14 protein-coding genes and 1 pseudogene are annotated in these 21,107 nt (G+C 47.2%); 7 read left to right on the top strand and 8 right to left on the bottom strand.

Going from position 1 to position 21,107, the window contains the following annotated elements:
• Positions 1 to 10: 10 nt before the first annotated feature.
• The 7 genes and pseudogenes from ACYVI1_RS20810 (at position 11) to ACYVI1_RS20780 (ending at position 9,100) form a co-directional block, all read left to right on the top strand.
• Positions 11 to 1,666: a RagB/SusD family nutrient uptake outer membrane protein gene (locus ACYVI1_RS20810; RefSeq protein WP_460912712.1), complete on the top strand. Its 1,656-nt coding sequence runs from the start codon at positions 11 to 13 to the stop codon at positions 1,664 to 1,666.
• A 68-nt stretch (positions 1,667 to 1,734) separates the two neighbouring features.
• Positions 1,735 to 2,514 (top strand): ThuA domain-containing protein, encoded by a 780-nt coding sequence (locus ACYVI1_RS20805; RefSeq protein WP_460912711.1) that lies wholly within the window; start codon positions 1,735 to 1,737, stop codon positions 2,512 to 2,514.
• A gap of 143 nt (positions 2,515 to 2,657) precedes the next feature.
• Entirely contained in the window at positions 2,658 to 3,947 is a 1,290-nt protein-coding gene (locus ACYVI1_RS20800) for an enolase C-terminal domain-like protein (protein WP_460912710.1), read from the top strand.
• Positions 3,948 to 3,959: 12 nt separating this feature from the next.
• Positions 3,960 to 5,129: a plastocyanin/azurin family copper-binding protein gene (locus tag ACYVI1_RS20795; RefSeq protein ID WP_460912709.1), complete on the top strand. Its 1,170-nt coding sequence runs from the start codon at positions 3,960 to 3,962 to the stop codon at positions 5,127 to 5,129.
• Positions 5,130 to 5,175: 46 nt separating this feature from the next.
• Positions 5,176 to 6,663: a DUF7133 domain-containing protein gene (locus ACYVI1_RS20790; protein ID WP_460912708.1), complete on the top strand. Its 1,488-nt coding sequence runs from the start codon at positions 5,176 to 5,178 to the stop codon at positions 6,661 to 6,663.
• 71 nt (positions 6,664 to 6,734) lie between these two features.
• Positions 6,735 to 7,772: pseudogene (locus tag ACYVI1_RS20785) on the top strand (Gfo/Idh/MocA family oxidoreductase).
• 44 nt (positions 7,773 to 7,816) lie between these two features.
• Positions 7,817 to 9,100 carry an MFS transporter gene (locus tag ACYVI1_RS20780; protein WP_460912707.1) on the top strand — a complete coding sequence of 428 codons (1,284 nt, stop codon included), beginning with the start codon at positions 7,817 to 7,819 and terminating at the stop codon, positions 9,098 to 9,100.
• 37 nt (positions 9,101 to 9,137) lie between these two features.
• Here the strand turns inward: ACYVI1_RS20780 and ACYVI1_RS20775 are convergent, their stop codons facing one another.
• From ACYVI1_RS20775 to ACYVI1_RS20740, 8 genes are all read right to left on the bottom strand, one after another.
• Positions 9,138 to 9,545: an IS1 family transposase gene (locus ACYVI1_RS20775; protein WP_460912706.1), complete on the bottom strand. Its 408-nt coding sequence runs from the start codon at positions 9,543 to 9,545 to the stop codon at positions 9,138 to 9,140.
• 2 nt (positions 9,546 to 9,547) lie between these two features.
• Positions 9,548 to 9,856 carry an IS1-like element transposase gene (locus tag ACYVI1_RS20770; protein WP_460912705.1) on the bottom strand — a complete coding sequence of 103 codons (309 nt, stop codon included), beginning with the start codon at positions 9,854 to 9,856 and terminating at the stop codon, positions 9,548 to 9,550.
• Positions 9,857 to 10,178: 322 nt separating this feature from the next.
• Complete coding sequence (locus ACYVI1_RS20765; RefSeq protein ID WP_460912704.1) at positions 10,179 to 12,371, bottom strand: glycoside hydrolase family 36 protein; 2,193 nt, start codon at positions 12,369 to 12,371, stop codon at positions 10,179 to 10,181.
• A gap of 25 nt (positions 12,372 to 12,396) precedes the next feature.
• Positions 12,397 to 12,501 carry a choice-of-anchor Q domain-containing protein gene (locus ACYVI1_RS20760; protein WP_460912730.1) on the bottom strand — a complete coding sequence of 35 codons (105 nt, stop codon included), beginning with the start codon at positions 12,499 to 12,501 and terminating at the stop codon, positions 12,397 to 12,399.
• 20 nt (positions 12,502 to 12,521) lie between these two features.
• Entirely contained in the window at positions 12,522 to 14,045 is a 1,524-nt protein-coding gene (locus tag ACYVI1_RS20755) for a SusD/RagB family nutrient-binding outer membrane lipoprotein (protein ID WP_460912703.1), read from the bottom strand.
• A gap of 35 nt (positions 14,046 to 14,080) precedes the next feature.
• Positions 14,081 to 17,311: a SusC/RagA family TonB-linked outer membrane protein gene (locus ACYVI1_RS20750; protein ID WP_460912702.1), complete on the bottom strand. Its 3,231-nt coding sequence runs from the start codon at positions 17,309 to 17,311 to the stop codon at positions 14,081 to 14,083.
• Between the two features lie 617 nt (positions 17,312 to 17,928).
• Positions 17,929 to 19,098: a galactonate dehydratase gene (gene dgoD / locus ACYVI1_RS20745; protein ID WP_460912700.1), complete on the bottom strand. Its 1,170-nt coding sequence runs from the start codon at positions 19,096 to 19,098 to the stop codon at positions 17,929 to 17,931.
• A 25-nt stretch (positions 19,099 to 19,123) separates the two neighbouring features.
• Positions 19,124 to 20,377, bottom strand: a complete 1,254-nt coding sequence (locus ACYVI1_RS20740; protein WP_460912699.1) for an MFS transporter — start codon at positions 20,375 to 20,377, stop codon at positions 19,124 to 19,126.
• Positions 20,378 to 21,107 lie beyond the last annotated feature (730 nt).

Here is a 21,107-nt window from a genome sequence, read left to right as displayed (position 1 = left end):
TAGCCCAACAATGACTACGAAAAACTATTTTCTGCACATACAACTAACGGTTTGGTTGACCGCCGTTTTAGTGGGGTTATCGGCATGTGATAAAGAACTGGAAAAATTCCCTCAGGATCAGTTTGCCAAAGAAACATTCTGGACTGACGAAAGTGCGGCTAAAATTGCTTTAACGGGTGTTTACCGAGGGGCAATTGCCTATGGAAACCAGGAGAACCCCACGGATTGGTGGAGCTATGCCGGTATCGTTTTTACGGAAATTGCTACCGACAATGCGTTTGATCGACAAGGCGATAATTCAGAATTTAACCGGTTATCAAATGGCACCTTATTGCCCAATAATGGCGTGATATATGGCTATTGGGTTGGTTCATTTAAGCGGATTGCTATTTGCAATGATTTCCTGGAAAATGTTAGCCGGGTAACCATGGCCGAAACAAATAAAAAACGGATGATGGCCGAAGTTCGATTTATTCGGGCCTGCCAATACTTTTACATGTCACAGCATTGGGGTTCTGTTCCCTTGGTAACTACGACGCTTACACCCGAAAAAGCAAACCAAGTTACTCGCGAACCGAAAGCTAAAGTAGTTCAATTTGTAGAATCTGAACTGAAGGAAGCTATTGCTGATCTGCCCCGCTTTAAAGATATTACGGCTACTGAAACAGGCAGAGCGTCTAAACAGGCAGCTATGGCTTTTTTAGGGCGGCTATACCTATCAGAAAATAAATATGCGGAAGCATCTGCTTTATACAAACAGATAATTGATTTTGGCGATAATCTGATTGACCCAAATTACCAGACACTATTTTTTCAGTCGAACGAGAATAGTAAAGAGAATATTTTTAGTACACAGTATTTCTCTGGTTTGGCTGGGAATGGACTTCCTCTTCAGGTATTTCCCGAAATTGCGGGTGGATTTACCAAAATTAACCCCTTAGGAAATCTGGCAGAAGCCTATGAATTTTCAGATGGAACACCGTTTTCATTTAAAGACCCTCGCTATAATCCAAACGATGTTGGAGCCAACCGTGATCCCCGCCTGGGCTTTACATTGCTATGGGAAGGTAAAACTTTTCAGGGAAAAACATACCTTTCCAATCCCGATTCACCCAATCAGCGGGATAAAGTAAGTTACAATAGCACATCGTCAAGAACGGGCTTTGTGTCTAAGAAATTTAGTGATGAGGGCTTTGTGGGCGATTTAAGCACGGGCTATGGTGGAAATATTCCCATAATTCGGTATGCTGAAGTGTTGCTCAGCTATCTGGAAGCCGAATTAGAAGCGGGTCGTCCCATCGACCAGTCGCTATTGGATTTGACGATCAATAAAGTTCGGGGTAGGCAATCCGTGAAATTACCGCCCATTACCGACACAAACCCGGCAACGCTTCGCCCGTTGCTTCGCCGGGAGCGACGGGTAGAATTGGCCCTTGAAGGCATTCGGTATTGGGATCTGTTACGCTGGAAAATCGCGGATCAGGTATTGAACGCTGATTTCTGGGGCAATGCTTTTCCGAACTCTAAATCCTATGCTACCGGGACGAAGAAAATTGATCCCAACTTCCGTTGGTGGGTTACTTCCAGAAGTTTTCGTAAAGGACAGGACGAACTGTGGCCAATACCACAGGCCGAGGTCAGTATTAATCCAAACCTGGCGAAATAAGCCTATTGTCAATCAGATTAGTAGCGGGAACGACACTTTTTTACTCATTTTACTTACCATACAAAATCATGATAAAACACTTACTTTTTTTTCTGGGATTACTTGTTTTCGGGTTAACCACAGCCAGTGGCGCTCCAACCGCAGGAGAAGTACTTATTGTTGCCGATGAAATACCTGCGATGGAAGTGGTGGCCAAGTCACTTAAAGACCTTGAGGGTATCAACAGTACCATTGTTCTTCAGACAGAATTGCCCGCGTCTCTCTCCCAGTACCAGGCCGTTATTGTGTATATTCATAAAGTCCTGAATGCCGGACCAGAAAAAGCATTTATCAAATATGCACAGGAGGGTGGCAAATTAATCCTGCTGCATCATACGCTGGGGTCTGGCAAGAAGGTAAACGAGCAGTGGTTTACCTTCTTGGGATTTGACCTCCCTAAGAAAGACGTTAACGAGGGAGGGTATAAATACAAGGAGGACGTTGAGATGAAGGTTGTTAATCTGGCTCCTACTCATTTCATTACCAGTAACAAGGTCAAATACGAGTCGAAAATTCCGTATAAACGAGAATCGACGGGTAAAGAAGAGATTTTGCCCGGTTTTGCTCTACACGATACCGAGGTTTACCTGAACCATACCTACCTGACTCCCCGTACTCTTTTGCTCGGTGTTGTTTATACCGACGAAACCGGAAAAGTGTGGATGCAGGACCGCACCGCCTGGTGCATGAGAGCTGGAAAAGGCTGGCTTTTCTACGCCCAGCCTGGGCATACGGCTAAGGATTTTGAGAACCCTTTCTATGCACGAATTCTGGCGAATGCGGTCATCTTCCAACCTCAGCAGTATTAATCGAACAGACTGGAATGACTCATATTAAACAAACCACTACGGTGTCAAGAAGAGAGTTTATTAAAAAAGCCGGAATGGGTATAAGTGGTTTTTCAATCTTGCCGACATCGTTTTCTCAAACAGCATCAACCAGCACCGATACGTTGAAAAAGATTACGGTAAGAACCGTTGATTCTAATTTTGAGCGGGAAACACTCATTAGGCCCTTTGGCTTTAAGGGGGACTATATGACCGAAATGTGGCAGTCGGCCTCACGGCTGGAATCTGAATCCGGCATTAGTAAAATTGGCATATGCACCCAAAACGTGTTGTATGCCGATGCCGATGTATTTTCAGCCCATTCAGAAGCCTGTGGCAACGCGCTTATGTTTAGCCTGACTAACCGGGCCCTCGAGATAACCAGACAAACGCCCTTCACTACCACCGTTGACCTAATTGACTCCATATTACCCCAAGTGTATGCAGAAGGACAGAAACTGACAGGGAAGCGGGAGCTCAATAAGATATTTGCGTTAAATGCCCTCATTGGAGTGGACAATGCCGCCTGGTTGCTGTATGCCGCAGAAAATAAGTTGACAAATTTCGACGCGATGATCCCTGACCCTTATAAAAAAGCATTATCGCATCACAACAATAAAGTAGCTATTATTTACCTGGCCTCCTACAACTTGCCAATGTCGGAATTGAAAAAGGCGGTACAACAGGGCTACTTTGTAATTAAGATCAAGATCGGTCAATCGGGCACGCAGCAGGAAATGCTACAAAAGGATATGGCCCGCCTGACGGAAGTGCATCAGGCGATTAAGGACGACCGTACATCACAAACGAAAAACGGGAAGATTGTATATACCCTCGATGCCAATGGCCGGTATGAGAAAAAAGAGACACTGTTGCGCCTGTTAGAGCATGCGAAAAAGATAGGCGCATTTGACCAGATTTTGTTTATAGAAGAGCCCTTGACGGAGACCAATGAGGAGAACGTAGCCGATGTGGGTATACGCATTGCCGCCGACGAAAGTGCGCACGATGAAGCCAGCGCGTTACGTCGGCTGGAACAGGGATACGGCGCAGTGGCCCTGAAAGGCATTGCGAAAACGCTGAGTTTATCCATAAAAATAGCCACCCTGGCCTACGAGCGCAATATTCCCTGTTTGTGCGCCGACCTGACGGCGAACCCCATCCTGATTGACTGGCATAAGAATCTGGCTGCCCGTCTGGCACCGTTTCCAGGGTTAGGCATGGGCATCATGGAAACCAATGGTAATCTGAATTATCGAAACTGGCAGCAGATGGTTAATTATAACCCGCATAAGGATGCTTCCTGGACGCTAATAAAGGGGGGTGTATTTACCCTGGGTCCCGATTTCTACGCGCAGAGTGCTGGGATATTTGACCCTTCAGCGCATTATCAGGCTATGTTAAAAAAGCCTTGAATACTCAACGAAATGCTACATAAACAAGCGCATTTTTGCTTATTAACAGGATTGGCCTACCTGGTATGTGGTAACCTGATAGCTGGTTCTAAACCTAAGCCGGTAGAGGTCACGGCCATATCCATCAGTGCCATTTCTGGATTACAGTACGATTTGGTGCGATTTGCAGTCAAACCTGAGGCCGTTGTCACGTTGACCCTGACCAATACAGACGACATGAGCCATAACCTAGTCATTACCTTACCTGGTTTGCGGCAGCAGGTGGTCAATGCATCACTGAAATTAGGCGATCAGGGACCGGCCCTGAATTTTGTGCCTAAGTCAAAGGGGGTTTTATGGTCCATTGCCGTACTTAATCCAGGTGAAACAAAGTCCATTACCTTTACCGCCCCCAGAAAACCGGGTATATACCCTTACGTATGCACCTATCCTGGTCATGGATTTGTGATGTATGGGGCTATGTATGTCACCACTGGAGCCATGCCGCCCATCCAGAAAGATCTTACCATACCGGCCGGTCGCCGTACACAGGAAACGAAAGAAACGGTCCTTAAAATCAGCGACCCTTCTGCGGCCGGCCCTCATGACCATAGTACTGTTGTTAGTGCCGCGACTAAGCTAGTCCATCCCTACAAACTCGTGGCTCCCTATCTGTATCGGGTTTTTATTGAGGATGCAGGATCCGCTGCCATTGCCGTTCACCTGCCCCATCAGCTATCGTATTGCTGGGATGCAGGTAGCTGTCGCTTACGGTATGCCTGGCAGGGCGAGTTCCTAGATAATACCGATTTCTGGAAAGGCCATCGGGATGCCAACGTCAAAATTTTAGGTTCCATTTTTTACCGGGACAAAACACCATTTCCGCTCCGTATCGGTGAAGACGAACGCAGGCTGGTGGTAAAATTTAAAGGCTATCGCTTACTAAACCGGTTTCCTGAATTTCATTATTCCGTGAATGACGTTGACGTGTTTGAACTCTTGTTGCCGAAAGAAGATGGCACAGGTCTAATCCGAACCTTTCGGTTGTCCAATACAGACAAGCCTATCTGGTTTACGTTTACGCCAGACGATGGGGTCGATTATGCCACCTCAACCGGTGAACCGATAACCGATAACATAAAATTACTCTTTCCGCAAGGTGGCCAGTTCTCTGTTATCATGACGAAAAAACGAAGCCAATAAGAATTCGTCAATACGCTCGTTTTAGCCAACAAAACAATTTACAGGTATGAAATTTCTGCTCATAAGTGGCTTGCTTACGGGTCTGTTCGGTCTATTCAGTTATGCTCCCCAATTGGATAATAGAACCTCTAAAGAAGCTTACGTGGTCGAATCGATTGCCATGCCTACTGGACTGAGCAGCGAAACCGGGGCTATCGACTTTTTGCCTGACGGGCGGCTTGTGGCTTGTTTTCTGCGGGGAGAAGTAATGATTTATGATCCTAAAACTAAAGTATGGAAATTATTTGCGGAAGGATTGCAGGAACCCCTTGGCATCTGTGTTGTCAGTAATTCTGAATTTTTGGTCATGCAACGGCCTGAGCTAACCCGTATAAAAGATACAGATGGCGATGGTCAGGCGGATCTTTACGAAACCGCTACGGATGATTTTGGCATCTCGGGTAATTATCATGAATATAACTATGGCCCCCTGAAAGATGAACAGGGCAATTTATTCCTGGCACTCAATACAGCCTCCTATAGAGGAACCATCAAGAAGGAGGTAAGGGGCAGAAAGGACAGCCTCGGCCTGGCCTATGCTGAGCAAATGTTTTCCCCAGTGGCTTACCGGGGCTGGATTTTGAAGTTAACGCCAGGCGGTCAGTTAGTGCCCTATGCCAGCGGCTTTCGGTCGCCCAACGGACTGGGATTCGACCTAAACGGAAACTTGTTTGCGACCGATAACCAGGGTGATTGGGTAGGTACAACCCCACTATATCATGTTAAGGAAAACCGGTTTTATGGGCATCCTGCCAGCTTGGTATGGGAAAAGAACTGGAACCGGGGCGACCCGTTTACGATACCCGTGCGGGAGTTAGACAGCATGCGAACACAAGCCTGTGTGCTGTTCCCGCATAACATTATGGCTAATTCACTTACCCAACCGCTATGCGATAAGACAAATGGTAAGTTTGGGCCGTTTGCTGGTCAACTGTTTATCGGTGAGATGAACCAGGGGCGGATCGTACGGGTGATGCTGGAAGAAGTAGGGGGAGAACTTCAGGGAGCCTGCATCCCCTTTATAGATGGCAGGGGCTTACGAAAAGGCAATAACCGGCTAGCGTTTGCTCCCGATGGCAGTTTATGGGTGGGCCAAACGGATCATGGCTGGGCCGGTGATAAAGGAATTCAGCGGATAGCCTACACGGGAAAACAACCCTTTGATATACATAGCATGAATTTAACATCAACGGGCTTTGAGTTGATCTTTACGCAGCCCGTTGATGCTAAATCGGTAGTAACGCTCACAAACTACACATGTCGACGCTATTATTACGAGTATCATAAAGCGTATGGCTCGGATCAGTTTGATGTCCAGACAGTTGCTGTCACTAAGCTGACTGTCTCAACTGATGCCAGGAGGGTATCAATAGAGTTGGCGTCGTTGAAGCCGGGTTATATTTATGAATTAAAGTTAAGCAGCCTGAAAGCCGCTTCCGGTGATACCCTGACCAATAACCTGATTTGTTATACGCTCAATAAACTCAAAAGTTGATGCTCATTTTACGTTTTATCCCTGGTGCCTACATACTGGCGCTATAGCTTACTGATTTTCATTTAGTCACTATGTCAAATAACGAGATCGATGTCGGGTTGATTGGCTTTGGTTTGTCAGGGCGCTACTTCCACGCTCCGTTTCTTTCGGTTTATCCCGGTTTTCGAGTAAAAAAAGTCGTCAGCAGCCGACCTGCCGATGTAGCTGCGTTCGACCCCACTATTAAAACGGTCACCTCCGTCGATGACGTATTGGCAGACGATGCCATCCAGTTGGTGTTTATCTGCTCCCCCAACGAAACCCATTTTCAGTATGCCCAGGCAGCTTTGAAACATGACAAGCACGTAGTAGTCGAAAAGCCGTTCGCGCTCACGGAGTCGGAAACAGATCAGTTGCTTGAGCTGGCCGATAAACGGGGTCTGGTGGCGGTGGCATTTCAGAATCGGCGGTGGGATGCCGACTTTCTGACCATCAAACGATTATTGTCCGATGGCAGGCTGGGGAACGTTCTTGAGTACGAAGCCCGCTATGATCGATTCATGCCGGTTAGTGATCACCAATCCTGGAAGGAGCGCTCGGGTGAGGGGCGCGGCAGTTTATTCAACCTGGGTCCGCACCTAATTGATCAGGCCCTGCACTTGTTTGGCCCTCCCGAAAGCGTTTAGGCCGATATTCGCATCATTCGCCCCAATAGCCAAGTGGAGGACTGCTTTACGATTCGGTTGAATTACTCCGACACCCAGGTTACGTTAAAATCGAGCCTGCTGGTTCACCAAAACGAGCTTCGCTTTGTACTACACGGCAGGGCGGGTTCTTTCCGCAAAGAGGGACTGGATACCCTGGAGCCGCTGCTTCGCCAAAATCGGTTGCCCAATACGCCCGATTGGGGTATTGAACCCCAGGCACAATGGGGCCTGCTCACCCATGAAGGCGTGTTGGAACGGATCGAAAGCGTACCGGGCAATTACATAGCATTTTACACCGGTCTCTATGATTCCATTGTCAACCGGGCGGAGCCGGTCATAAAACCGGATGAGATTCGGCAGATTGCCAGAGTGATTGCCCTGGCCAAACAAAGCAGTCAGACAGGAAGACGACTGCCTTACTGAGTAGATAATCGCCCGGCTCAACACCGAACTGAACCCACGTTTTCATGTCAATACGCATGACCAGTTACCGCTGGCAGATCACGGCCTTACTCTTTGTGGCGACTACGATTAACTATTTAGATCGGCAGGTAATCAGTTTGCTCATACCAACCCTCGAACGCGTTTTTGACTGGACCGAAACGGACTATAGTCACATTGTCATGGCTTTTCAGGGGGCCTATGCCCTGAGTTTCGTCGCCTTCGGATGGGGAATCGACCGGATTGGATCAAAAATTGGCTATAGCCTCTCAGTCTTCGTCTGGAGCGGGGCGGCTATGCTGCACGCCGTGGCAAGCAGTACGGTTGGTTTTGGCGTTTTCCGGGCCCTGCTGGGGCTGGGTGAAGGTGGCAACTTCCCCGCGGCCATCAAAACAGTTACCGAATGGTTTCCCCAGAAAGAGCGCGCATTAGCGACGGGTATTTTTAACTCCGGCACCAACATCGGCGCGGTGGTTGCCCCGTTGCTGGTGCCCTGGCTTTTAGGGCAGTACGGTTGGCAATCAGCTTTTTTAGTTACTGGGGCGGTGGGATTTATCTGGCTTTTTTTCTGGTGGACACAGTATGAAAGTCCGACCCATCACAAAAAAGTATCCGCTCAGGAGCTGGCTTACATCGGCGATGTACCTGCACCTGACAGCGAGTCGCGCATCCGGTGGGCCGATTTGCTGAAGCGTCGGCAGACCTGGGCGTTTATCGTAGGGAAGTTGCTAACCGACCCGGTGTGGTGGTTTTTCCTGTTCTGGCTACCTTCGTTTCTGTCCTCAACGTTTCAGGTAAACCTGACGAAGCCCAGTTTACCGCTCATTGTCATTTATTCCTCGGCCACCATTGGCAGTGTGGGTGGGGGCTATCTGTCCGGGCATTTTCTGCGGAGAGGGTGGTCGGCGAACTGGTCGAGAAAGATAGCCATGCTGGTGTTTGCGCTCTGTATTGTCCCCATTATGGCGATCCAGTTCGCCACCAGCCTGTGGACCGTCATTGCTTTACTCAGTCTGGCTGTAGCCGCTCATCAGGCGTGGAGTGCTAATCTGTTTACCTTAGTATCCGATCTGTTTCCCAAAAAAGCGGTTAGTTCGGTTGTGGGCATTGGCGGTATGGCAGGCTCACTGGGTGGTTTATTGTTCCCAATACTGGTCGGTTCTTTACTGGACACCTACAAAGCACTGGACGCCATTTCCACCGGGTACAATATTCTGTTTGTGGTGTGCGGTAGTGCTTATATACTCGCGCTGACCGGCATTCATGTACTTGTTCCAACCCTGAAAAAGACCAGCCTCGATTCGCTATAAACCCAGCTTCCAAACACATGAACTCTTTGGTAGTGGCCTAATTGCGTTGATCGGCAAAGAAAAATTGATTGATAAACAGACTAATTGCTGTGTCGTGAACCAAGATTGATTTCGAATAGCAAATGGTTCGGCGGGTTAATCGTTTTAAGCGCGTGCGAAGGGTTAAATGCTTACGTTCAAGACCCTGTAAAGATGCTTTTCGAATTAAGCGCAAGCGTTGATCTAAGCAATCGAAATAGGCCCACCAGGAGTCCGTTATCCACCTGATTACCTCAATTTTGGCCTTCTCCAACAGCTGTAGTAAGTGACTAAATGTTTGGTGGGTACGGCGGCCAAAAACAAAGGCAATGATCTCGCCTGTCACGGCATCCTCCACCCACCACAGCCAACGAGGTTGTTTTTTCTTGCCCACATACGACCACATCTCGTCGACTTTGAGACTCATTTTCAAGCCTCTATCGACGTACAAGGGGTTAACATGAACGACTTCACTATTTTTTTATTAAACTGAGCGCTGACGGTGTTGCGATTTACACCTAAGATACGGGCGGTATCCCGTACGCCTGCTCCATTGAGGACCATCTGAGTGATCTGCTCTTTGACCAAGGGGTCCCGGGCCTTATGGGTGTAGGTTTGGACAAAAGTTCGACCGCAGTCATAGCATCGGTAGCGTTGGGTACCAGCGCGGGTAGTGCCACAGCGTTTGACGTGTTGGGTTTGCCCACAATGCTTACAGGAGACTGCTTCTAAGACCATCCACAAAGATACCTATATCAACACAGTTAAGCCACTACCCGAATACTAATTGAGTTCACAGTTTTGAATTTGTCTAAGGTATCCATCAACCTAATTTATATCTTCCAATTCATTAGGGCTTTGTTGCATGGCTCCTAAGCGATAAGAATGCCGGGTAGGCCGAGTCGCAGATCTACTTTTAAGGACTCAAAGTATTGCACATGGTTTACTTGTAGGGTTCTGAATAGGGGATTCTTGAGGTGATTTTGGGTCAAAACTGGCCTCTCAAAAGCCATGCAACTAAGCCATTCATAAGTGCGACCTAAGTGCTATTTCCTATTTACTAATTTGATTCGCTACTGATTTCAAAAAGCTTTCCATCATATAATTTATCAATCACAACTTCAAATCCTTTTGCTTGTAATTCAGCTCCTTTTTGGGTAGTTATAGTTGTTCCATCCAGTTCTTTTATACTGTACATTTTATTAGTATCGAGATAATTAATGATAACCAGCCTTTTTGATTCTGTGGCTCCATGACGAAATACACCGATTATACCACCTAATTTTGTTTCGGTATTGATGCGTTGAAAGCCGTCCCACATGCCCTCCATCGGCTCACCAAAACCGGGCAAATCTTGCCGATAACTCATAATATCATGCTTATTTGCCATTTTTTGTAACCAATCGGCATAGCCTCTATATTTTTTCAAATCGACTTCCGATAGCTTTCTTGAGTCTCCCAACATAATGGGTAATGCTCCCGCCAGAGATTTTAAGTGCATTTCCCATCCAGCATTCTGCATTTCTGGGTTGCCAATAACCAATGCGGTGGCTGGAACAGCAGGTGAACGCCACCATGCCATATTCCTGATTCGAAGGTCAATTTTTTCATCCGAACCGTAGAAATTCGACAACCAATTTCCATCGGCATGTTTTAGCATGGCATAGTCAATTAATTGTACACCTCCCATGGTTTCATACGTACAGTCAATAAAGAGGTCGGGTTTAATTCTGTGCAATTCATCAAAAAGTTTCCACATAAACTCGTAGTTGGTAAACAGCGATTCGGAGTGGTCTTTGTGGCCGGAATGCCCGGTAGCATAGCATCCCGATTCGGCAGGGTCCTGTCGGTAAGGGCTTGAAACTACTGAAAAATCAAGCTTAAAATATTCCAAACCATGTTCTTCAATTAATCGGGTACATACTTTTTTGATATAATCAGACCAACCCGTGCCTAAACAAGCAGTATATTTATTATCTTGGCCCGACTTATCCCAATCAATAACAATCGAAAAAGGTTTTCCATCTTTACTTTTTACAAACCATTCAGGATGGCTCTGATATACTTTGCTATCCGGCGAGGCACTACCAACACTAAGCCATAAGCCGGGTTTCATTCCCAATGATTTGATATAATCAAACACGGGCTTCAAACCATTCGGAAATTTCTTCTTGTCAACACCCAAGTCGCCATACTTATCCTGCCAGCCTTCATCAACTATAAACTCTTTCATACCGGCAGCAGCAGCAGCCTTTGCCAGTTCCATTACCCGTTTTTCATTGATATCTTGTTTATAAGGAAGCCATGTATTATACACAAAAGTTGGTTTTTCTTTCAGCTCCGACAGGCGAATACCCATGTGCTTACGAACAAAATCAGGAACAGCTGTATTAAGCATTTCATCAGGGTCTTTAAGATTGTTGTAAACTATTGTAAATACCTGTGGCGTTGTAAAGCTTTCTCCTTTTGCGATATATTTTCTAAAAGGGAAACGGGCATCTTTGTGAGTAAGACCTGTACAAATATTGAGATCGTTCCAGAATACAGAAGTATGTTTCATTACTCCCGATGCCTCATTACCAATCACTATGCCCTGTTGCCAATCGCTGTTGTGAACGGTGAGCAAGGCATCCTGCATATTGCCATCATAAGGTCCCACCGAGCGTCTGCGGCCATAATCATGGCAAACCCAGCTATAAGTAGAGGCATAGAAAAACACCACTTCAAATTTTTCAATATCTACCGATTCTAATTTTACAGCTTGAGCAATCAAGTTTTTAACCACTAAATTTTTACGAATAACCGGCAAATTAGGGTATAGCAAAAATTGCACGCTAACCTCTATTTTTTTGTCTTCGCTTACAAGCGTTACGGTTGCTCCATCACCTGATTTTGAATCGGAATGTTTCTCTACACTTTTAAACTCCCAGTTTCCTTTACCTGAATAAATTTTATTATTTATTTCAAACTGAAAATCGGTATTCTCGGCCAGAAGGTATTTGAAATCACCTTGAACTGGTTTATATGATGTAGTAGTAAAACTGCCCTTCTTTTCAGGAAGTTTAATTGTTCTTTCTACTACTCCGTTGTTTAATTTCAATTCCGTTTTTGTCCATTTAGCAAACGGCTGCGCAAATAAACTCGGCAGTATGGCAAGTTGCACGAAAATAAATAGCAATGATTTTTTCATTAATTTATTGTTTTGAAAAGTTTGTTCAGACAAACTTGTATTTAATGCTGGTTTGATAATCAATATTTATTTTAAGTTAACTATCACTTTATTGGAATTCGTAAGCGCCCATGTCAATTTTGCGACCTTTCACCCTGGCTTTATTGTCCAAATCGAAGTCAGAAACTCCCAACGCCTTGGTTCCTGTATCAATGGGTCGTTTCTCGATTACGCTTATTTATCCCACCAGACCGGCGTATCCATCGTATCGGCACCTTGCTTTCCAACGGCCGTTTTCAGGTTGGCCTGGTTCACTGAGTTCTCCGAGTCGGGATAGGTCAGGCGCAAAATAAAATTTCCCTGAATCGTTTTGGCTGCGTAGGGGTTGGGAGCCAGAGCAGGTATGTCGCTCCGCCGGAAATTGGCCCAAGATTCGGGGAAATTCATAAACGAAGCGACCCAATACTGCGTGTTGATCTGCACCAGACCAGTCGTCGCTACGTAGGGATTAGCCGCCAGGTAGGTGGTAATGGCCGCTGCCGGCACGGTCGAACCCGCATCAAAATCAGCCAGTTGCTCCATATGCGCCGTAATACCCGCGGTGTAGTAGGTAGCCGCACTGCCCGTTACCCAACCCCGTTGGGCGGCTTCGGCTAGCAAAAGCTGCGTTTGGGCATGCGTTACAAAATAATTTGGGGAGGCCAGTTTGGCCATCCGTGTCCGGTCAACCTGCGAATAATCGTAGAAACTGGCCAGTCCGTCGGCGGTGGCGCGGGCAGGAATGGTGTTGTTGTCGAAACCGAGGGGCATTCCAATCTGCTTGGCCGGGTCCCGGTCTATCCTGGCTGCCGTTTGTTCTGAGCCACTTTTGGCCCCCACATACCGGGCCGCGATAGCTGCCAGGCGGGGGTCGTTGTTGGTTTTCAGGTAATCGACGAAGTTTTTGGTCAGGTAATAGTTGTTGGCTTCTGTGGCATTCAGCGTCGCGCCCTGGGGGTTCTGGAAAGCAGCGGCATCATTTTTAATGACGGCGTTATCAGCATTGTTCTGAAATACCCCACCCGCCAAACCTTGCTTCACCGTCGTCTCGGCCAGGGTAGCGTTTACTTTCGAGAGCCGCATGCCCGCCCGCACCAACAGGGAGTATCCCAGCCGTTTCCATTTTACTACGTCTCCATTATACATCACCTCCCCGGTTTCGCGGGCTTTGGTTGCGTCGAGAGCGGTCGATGCTTCGTTCAGTTCCTTGATAAGGTCAGTATAAATGGCTTGCTGTGTGTCGTATTTTGGGAAGGTAGTGCCGCCAATAAAGCCCAGGCCAGCCTCGGTGTACGGAATATCGCCGTAGGTATCAGTCAGAACCATATACGCATATACCTTCCAGATCCGTGCCATATTATACAGATTCGAGCGGGCTGGGTTACTCTTGGTCTGATTGATAATATCGACTAAGTAACGAATCACGTCGCGGTAATACCGTTGCCACATAACTGCGTTGCGGGGAAAGTTATTCTGGTTGAAATTGGCTCCCGCCAACACGGTGCCGTTTGGTGAGAACACCTGCTGCACAATGGCCGATTCAAAAATCAGTACCTCCGCCGGGAAGGTGGTATTGACCAGCGCGTTATTGAACGTAAAGATGGGGTTCAGGGCCGTTGGCGAGTTAGGGTTGGTATTCAACTCGTCGAAGCCGTTTTCGCAACCACTGGTCAGCACCAGCGCGAGGAGAAGAGTCCAGATTAAATGTAATTTTTTCATGTATATCTTAGATTTTAAGTAAGCCAGAAACCGGATTAGAATCGTGCATTCAGGTTAAAACCAATGCTGCGCGTGGTGGGCAAACCCGTTGCTTCCAGACCGCTGATGTTATCCGATGAATAACCGAATTGTTCGGGGTCGATATTGGGCACCCATTTTTTCAGCATCGCTACGTTGTTGGCAACTGCACTGATCCGCAGTCCTTTAATGAACAGGGTTTTAGGTAGCAACTTCGTAAAGTCAAAGCCCAGTGTTACCTGCCGCAGTTTAACGAAACCGGCATCATAGACCGTTGGTTCGGCAATACCGGCTACCAGCGTTTCGTAGTAGGTCTGGTACGACACTCTCGCGGTGTTGGGTGCTGTTGAGGTAGCGGCCTTTCCGTCAGAACCAATAACCACACCCTCGCCTACCATCAAGTTGTCGGCGCTACCCCGGCCAACAAGCGTCATCTGGTGTAGCCCGTGCCGAATCAGGTTGCGGTTGGTGCCTGAGATCATCTTGTTGCCCAGTTTATAATCGATCAGGAACGAGAGTCCTACGCCCCGGTAATTAAACGTGTTGGTTAGGCCCCCGAACCATTTTGGCAACGCTGACCCAAACGACACTTGTGTGGGTGAGCGTTGCGGCAAACCACCCGCCGTATGGACAAGCTGCCCCTGGGCGTTCCGCAGCAACGGAAAGCCGTACAACAGCCCCAGGGGTTGACCCACCACTTGCCGGAGTTCGCCGACAAAAACGCCACTACCCGTCACGATACTGGCTGGCAGACCGTCTTTGTTGTAATCGCGGTCGCCAATTCCGTTATCGTCGTCTAAGAGCCGGAGCAACTCGGTTTGGTTGTAAGCCGCGTTGAAGCTAACGTCCCATGAAAAATTGTTGCTTTTCACGGGTGAGCCAGTCAGCAATAGTTCGAGACCTCTGCTGCGGCTTTCCCCACTGTTAATGAGCGTGTTAATATAGCTGGAAGCATCCGAAACCTGGGCTGCCACAATCTGATCGCTGGTGATTTTGTTGTAGTAAGCCAGGTCGATACCTAAGCGGTTGTTAAGGAATTTTAACTCTATACCCACTTCCGTTTCTGCAACGCGCATGGGCTTTAGAGTGGTGTTTGGTACTGTATTCGAAGTGATGAAGCCCAGGGGTTGCCCCTGAAACAGGTTGCCGTTTACGCCATAGAACAAACTATTTGAGTAAGGCCCAACGTCCGTGTCGCTGCCCACTTCGGCGTAGGCTGCCCGGAGTTTACCGAAGCTGAGCCAGCCTGGCAGGGCATTGAACACCTGCGAGAACACAAAACTACCCGTTACCGAGGGATAAAGTACACTCCGGCTACCGGGTGCCAATGTCGAGAACCAGTCGTTACGGGTGGTAGCATTGATAAACAGATAGTCGTTGTAGGAAACTTCGAGTTGTCCGTATAGCGAGTTTACCGTGCGTTTGTTGAGGTTGTACGTGGGGTCTTTCAGTTGGGCATTCTGGGGATTATACAAATCACGCACCACAAAATTAGTAGCCAGTATACTGTTAACATCGCTCCGGCGGTAGAGCTGATTACCACCAGCGGTAACATTAACGCCAATTTTGCCAAACGTCCGGTTGGCTCCGATCAGGAAATCGGCGTTCACCTCGCGGAACTGCCGGGATTCGCTTACCATCCGGCCATTGACAAAGCCAGCCGGTGCTGCCGGCAGTGAAGCCGCACCCGTAGGGAAGTTGTAAACCTGATTCCGCGACCAGTAGTCCTGCCCAAGGCGCCCCTGTACATAGAGCCAGTCGGTGAAGTTATATTTTATCGCAATGTTGCCAAAAATACGATCGCGATCAATATTCTCGAACTTCTGAGCCATCGTGAAGTACGGATTGGTCCGGTTTCGGAAACGCGACCAAACAAATTCATCCCCATTGGCATCGTACTTATTGGCCTCCATCACGTCGAAGGGCATGGAGTTGGCCATCGTATAAACGACAGTAGGCGTACTAAAATCCTGTTGAGCCAACTGCGGTGGGTTCTTGTTGATTTCATTCGAGTAATTGATCGTACCCGTTACATTCAATTTGCTGGTCAGGTTGTAGTTAAAGCCGAGGTTAATGGTCCTCCGGGTGTACGTATTGTTGGGTGTAATCCCTTTTGAATCCAGATTAGAGAGCGATAAATTGAACCCGCCTTTTTCGCCCGCCGACGACAGTTGAACGGTATTGGTCCAGTTCATACCCTGCCTGTAGAAGGTGTTGATACGGTTCCGAACAGGTTGGTAGGGAACCGTTATGCCCCCAAATAGTACCTGAGATTGACCCGCAAATTTTTCGCCCCAACTCCACACGCCCGACGTTGGATTGGCAGCAGTAGGCCGAACGCCCCCTTCGCCCTGCCCGTATTCGTACTGAAAATCGGTAAAGTCGAGCGGTTGCTCAATCGTAAGGTTGGTGTTATACTGCACGCCGATTCCCTGCGAAGTGCCTTTGGTTTTGGTTGTGACCATGATAACCCCGTCTTTGGCTCGTGAGCCATAAAGTGCAGCTGCCGTTGCTCCTTTCAGCACGGTCATTTGCTCAATATCGTCGGGGTTAATACTGCTCAGACCGTCGCCCCCGTCGGAGTTATTGAAGTCGCGGTTGGCGACCGATGCATCCGAACCGGTATTGCCCGTACTCAGGCTGAAATTGGTATTGTCAATTGGCACACCGTTGATAACGATGAGCGGGCTGTTTTGCCCCGAAAACGACGACTGACCCCGGATGCGGATTTTGCTCGTTCCGGCAGGTCCCGTGCCCAGACTAGAAATCTGTACACCTGCCATTTTGCCTTGCAGCGCGTTCATGAAATTGGGCTGTCGGTTCACGCTAATCTGCTCAGCACCCAGCGTAGCCGTAGCGTACCCCAGGGTTTTGGCTTCTTTCTTAATACCGAGGGCCGTCACGACCACTTCGTTCAGGTTCTGATCACCTTCCTTGAGCGTTACGTTCACCTGCGACTGATTTCCGACAGCTATTTCCTGTCCCTGAAAACCAATGGCACTGACCACTAAGGTTGCGTTATCCCACACGTTCAGTGCAAAATTCCCGTTGGCATCGGTCGTTGTTCCGGTCTGGCTATTCTTGATCAAAATATTCACACCTGGAATCGGTTGCTGGTCTTTGCCGGATAATACCCGGCCCGTCACGCGCCGGTCCTGGGCCTGAACAAGTATAGTCTTGCTCAACAGTGCCCCCAGAACGAGTAGTCTTAGCGAGGCATAAAATGACCTTCGTAGTATTGATTTCATAATAAAAGGATTTAAAAGGGTTAAGTTGAAATGACAAAAAAGAAAAATTTAGGCTACATCGTTTATTTACTTAAAAACGGGTCGATCTTCTTCGTATCAAAGTCCGGGTAGCCTATCTTGCCCATTCCCTGGTAGGCCCGCTCTTAAGCAGCTTTGTTTGCAGTGGCTACGGTTCCTGATCCCTTCGATTGTACACCCATCTGCGTGAAATAGTCGATATTATTCTGACCGATTATATTGTTCTCGCCCGAGTTATCTTCGATAATGCCGAGGCCATCGGTATCTGATCGCCCCAGTTGAATACCGCGTTACTAGTTACTTGCAGATCTTTAAAACCTTTTTCCAGAACAATACCGGTACGGAGGCTACCATCGCGGGTGCGTACTCCTGAGTCAATTACGTTATTACCCGACACCGTACCGTCCCAAATGTGTTAACTACCCCAGGATTCTGCCGCGTCTGCAGATCATTTTGCTTTGAATAGTTTTCTTACGCTGTATACGACCTAATCGGCATTGCGTGAGCAAGACAGTCTCGAGAGTCAATCTCCCCTATTAGCTAGGGCTGCTTAACATCAGTCTACGGAAAAGCTTTACGCATAAACGTAGCGTAACTGACTACCAATGCACAACTGTGCCATCTCTGACAACAGCGGCTTGGATCACGTTTAACGGCTCCTGTTGGTAGGGGTACTTAGCCAAAAGTTGCTCGTTTATCTCAATGCCAAGACCTGGCCCTTCGGGTAGGGAACAATAGCCATCCTGCACGGTAGGATGGCCACTTACTACGTCGTAGAACCAGGGTACAGCATCCATTTGCTCCTGAATCACAAAGTTGGGAATGACAGTATCAAAATGTAGGGCTGCCATACCGGCAATCGGCCCAAGCGGGTTATGAGGAGCTACGCCAGCACCCGCTACGGCCGCACTGGCCGCAATGTGCATGGCTTCGGTAAACCCTCCGCAATGGCAGAGATCAGGCTGCGCAATATCCAGTGCCCGATTCGCAAAATACGGCTCGAATTCAGCTAGAGAAACTAGTCGCTCGCCAGCCGCCAGCGGACACTGAACTTTATCCTTGATGGCTCTCATCGCCAGTGCATCACCCGGCTGAATAGCCTCTTCAACGAATAGAGGGTTGTAGGGTTCGACAGCCCGAATGAATTGAATGGCCGAACTTGCTGAGCCTGGCCGACCGTGAAAATCAACCATAATGTCTATTTCATCGCCAACCGCTTCACGCAGACCGCACATCATAGCATCAACGTTGCGAATCTCATTAATTGAAGCGGTGAAATTTATATAGGGGATAAAGACAACCTTTAAGGCCTTGTAGCCTTTCTCGATTACTTCAAGTCCTTTTTCAATTACCGGCTGAACGGCCATTGATTCGTACACGGAATCAGATTGACCCATACCCAGATGTGTGTACATCTTGATCTTATTCCTCACCTGACCCCCCAATAACCGCCAGATGGGTACCTGAAGGCTCTTGCCAAGAATATCCCAAAGGGCCATGTCAATGCCGCTCATAGCCGTTTTCCCAATCAAGCCAAGTTTCCAGAAGCTATGTTTAGAAAGAATCTCGGCGATTTGAGTGATGTTACGGGGATCTTTGCCCAACAGCAAAGGTTTTAGATCGTCAATCATGCCGACTACAGCTCGTGTTTTCCACTCCAGTGTTGCCTCTCCCCAGCCATTAATGCCTTCATTGGTTTCCACTTTAACAAACACCCAATTACGTAATTCAGCGTGAACAATAAAGGTTTTTATATCGTTGATTCTCATGACTTTACTAGTTTAGAAGAGAAAGTTAGAGTCGAACAGGGATTAGATTCCGGGAGAGTAACTGGATGAGCATCAAGGCAAATAGATAAGCAAAACATGGGACAAGAAAAAGATATACATACCCGAAGTTGGCCACTATGTTGCCAGCATTGTAGGAAAATAGCACCCCGCCTATAGCACCAAACATACCGCCTATTCCACTGACTGACGCAACAGCCTTTTGCGGAAACAGATCAAGTACGATTGAAAATAAATTTGTACTCCACCCCTGATGACCGGCTGCCGCAAGTGCTATTAGCAATACGGCCACCGATAAATCCGTAGTGAGGCTGGCAAAAACGACGGGCACTGGACAACATGAACATAGTAGTAAAGTAAATTTACGGGCCTTATTCTGGCTCCAGCCCATACTCATCAACTTAGCTGAAAGCCACCCAAAAAAAATACTGCCAGCGTCGGACATTAAAAATATAAAGATGAAAGGCAACGATAAACTTTTTAGGTCTAGGTTGAAATTCCCCGATTTATAAAAGAAATCGGGAAGAAAGCCTAAGTAAAAAAACCAAACCAAATCGGTACATAATTTACCCAGCGCAAATGCCCAGGTTTGCCTATAGTTTAACAGTTTAAACCAGTTGACCCGTTCTATGTCTGGTTTAACTACAATATTGGAATTTATTGTGGAATTAACAGACGTTGTTACTAAATGAGCGGGGGGGTTACGGTAGACAACCAGCCAGCAAACAAACAGAAGCAAACCCAGTGAACTAGTCACTAAGAAAGCCTGACGCCAACCGAATGTCTGCAAAAGCATGGGCACTATGGCCGCCGTAATAATAATGCCCAGATTCGCCCCACTGTTAAATATACCTACCGCTTTACTTTGCTGGTTAACCGGAAACCATTCGGCGACTGTTTTAATGGCAGAAGGATAATTACCGGCTTCGCCAAAGCCGAGCGTAAAACGCACAATGGAAAGTCCTGTGAAAGACGTAATGGTGCTATGCATCATAGCCGAAATCACCCACAGAAAGATAGCTGCCGCATAGCCTAAGCGAACACCAATTTTATCAATAAACCAACCCATCAATAGAAAACCAAACGCGTAGGATAATTTAAAAATGGCATCTACTTTTCCATATTGAATAAGGAACGCTTTATGGTCAATACTTGTCAGGGTGTGCTGCGCAGGTAGCTCTAATAACTCCCGCCGAAACGCATCACTAGCCATGATAAAGCTCAATGTATTTCTGTCAACATAATTAATGGTTGTCGCCAAAAATAAAAGGGCAACTATTCGCCATCGATACGAACTAACTGCTCTTTGAAGAGGTCTAGTTGACATAATTCCCATAAAATAGCGTAAGCCTTTTTTTGACAGTCAATGAAATAATGCGTTGGAAGCCTGGTTATAAACCGAAAATCGGCCCAATTAATGAATCATTTAGTCGTGACGTAACAGACGTAACTTTGGACTTTTCGTCTTGATTGTATGGCCTGATACAGTGATTGGGTTGTTGAGAAATCATCTGTTTTTCAAGCTTAATGTCCACAGTTAAGACACGACCAATTCATTTTATTGTTGATATAGTACAAAATTCGTCGTTTGCAGACACAAGGTCTACCTAATAATTACTGATTATTGGGACTAAATTGAAGGAAAAATGGAGATACTTGCCAAGAGAATCGAATTGTGTATCATTTATTGATTCCTGATTTATTCTGTAATGTTTGTACCTTGTTGTCTTTATGACTTTGCTACAAGCAAAGTGATTACGAGGCCTTACGGCAACTCTGTGTAGAACTCAAACAAGTGGGTTAGAAACAGAACACCATTGCTCAGGCATTCAGCTTGACCTAAGGCTGGGTGAGTTGGACCCTAACCAAATATAGTCTACGAGGTGCTATAGCTTTGCAGGAAGGTAAACGAACAGGCGCACTTACTCGGCTATCGAGCCAACAACTTGTGGACTTGGTTTACCAACTTAATAAAGGACTAGAGCACCATG

The organism is Spirosoma areae, assembly GCF_054781775.1.
This window is presented reverse-complemented; position numbering and strand designations above follow the sequence as displayed.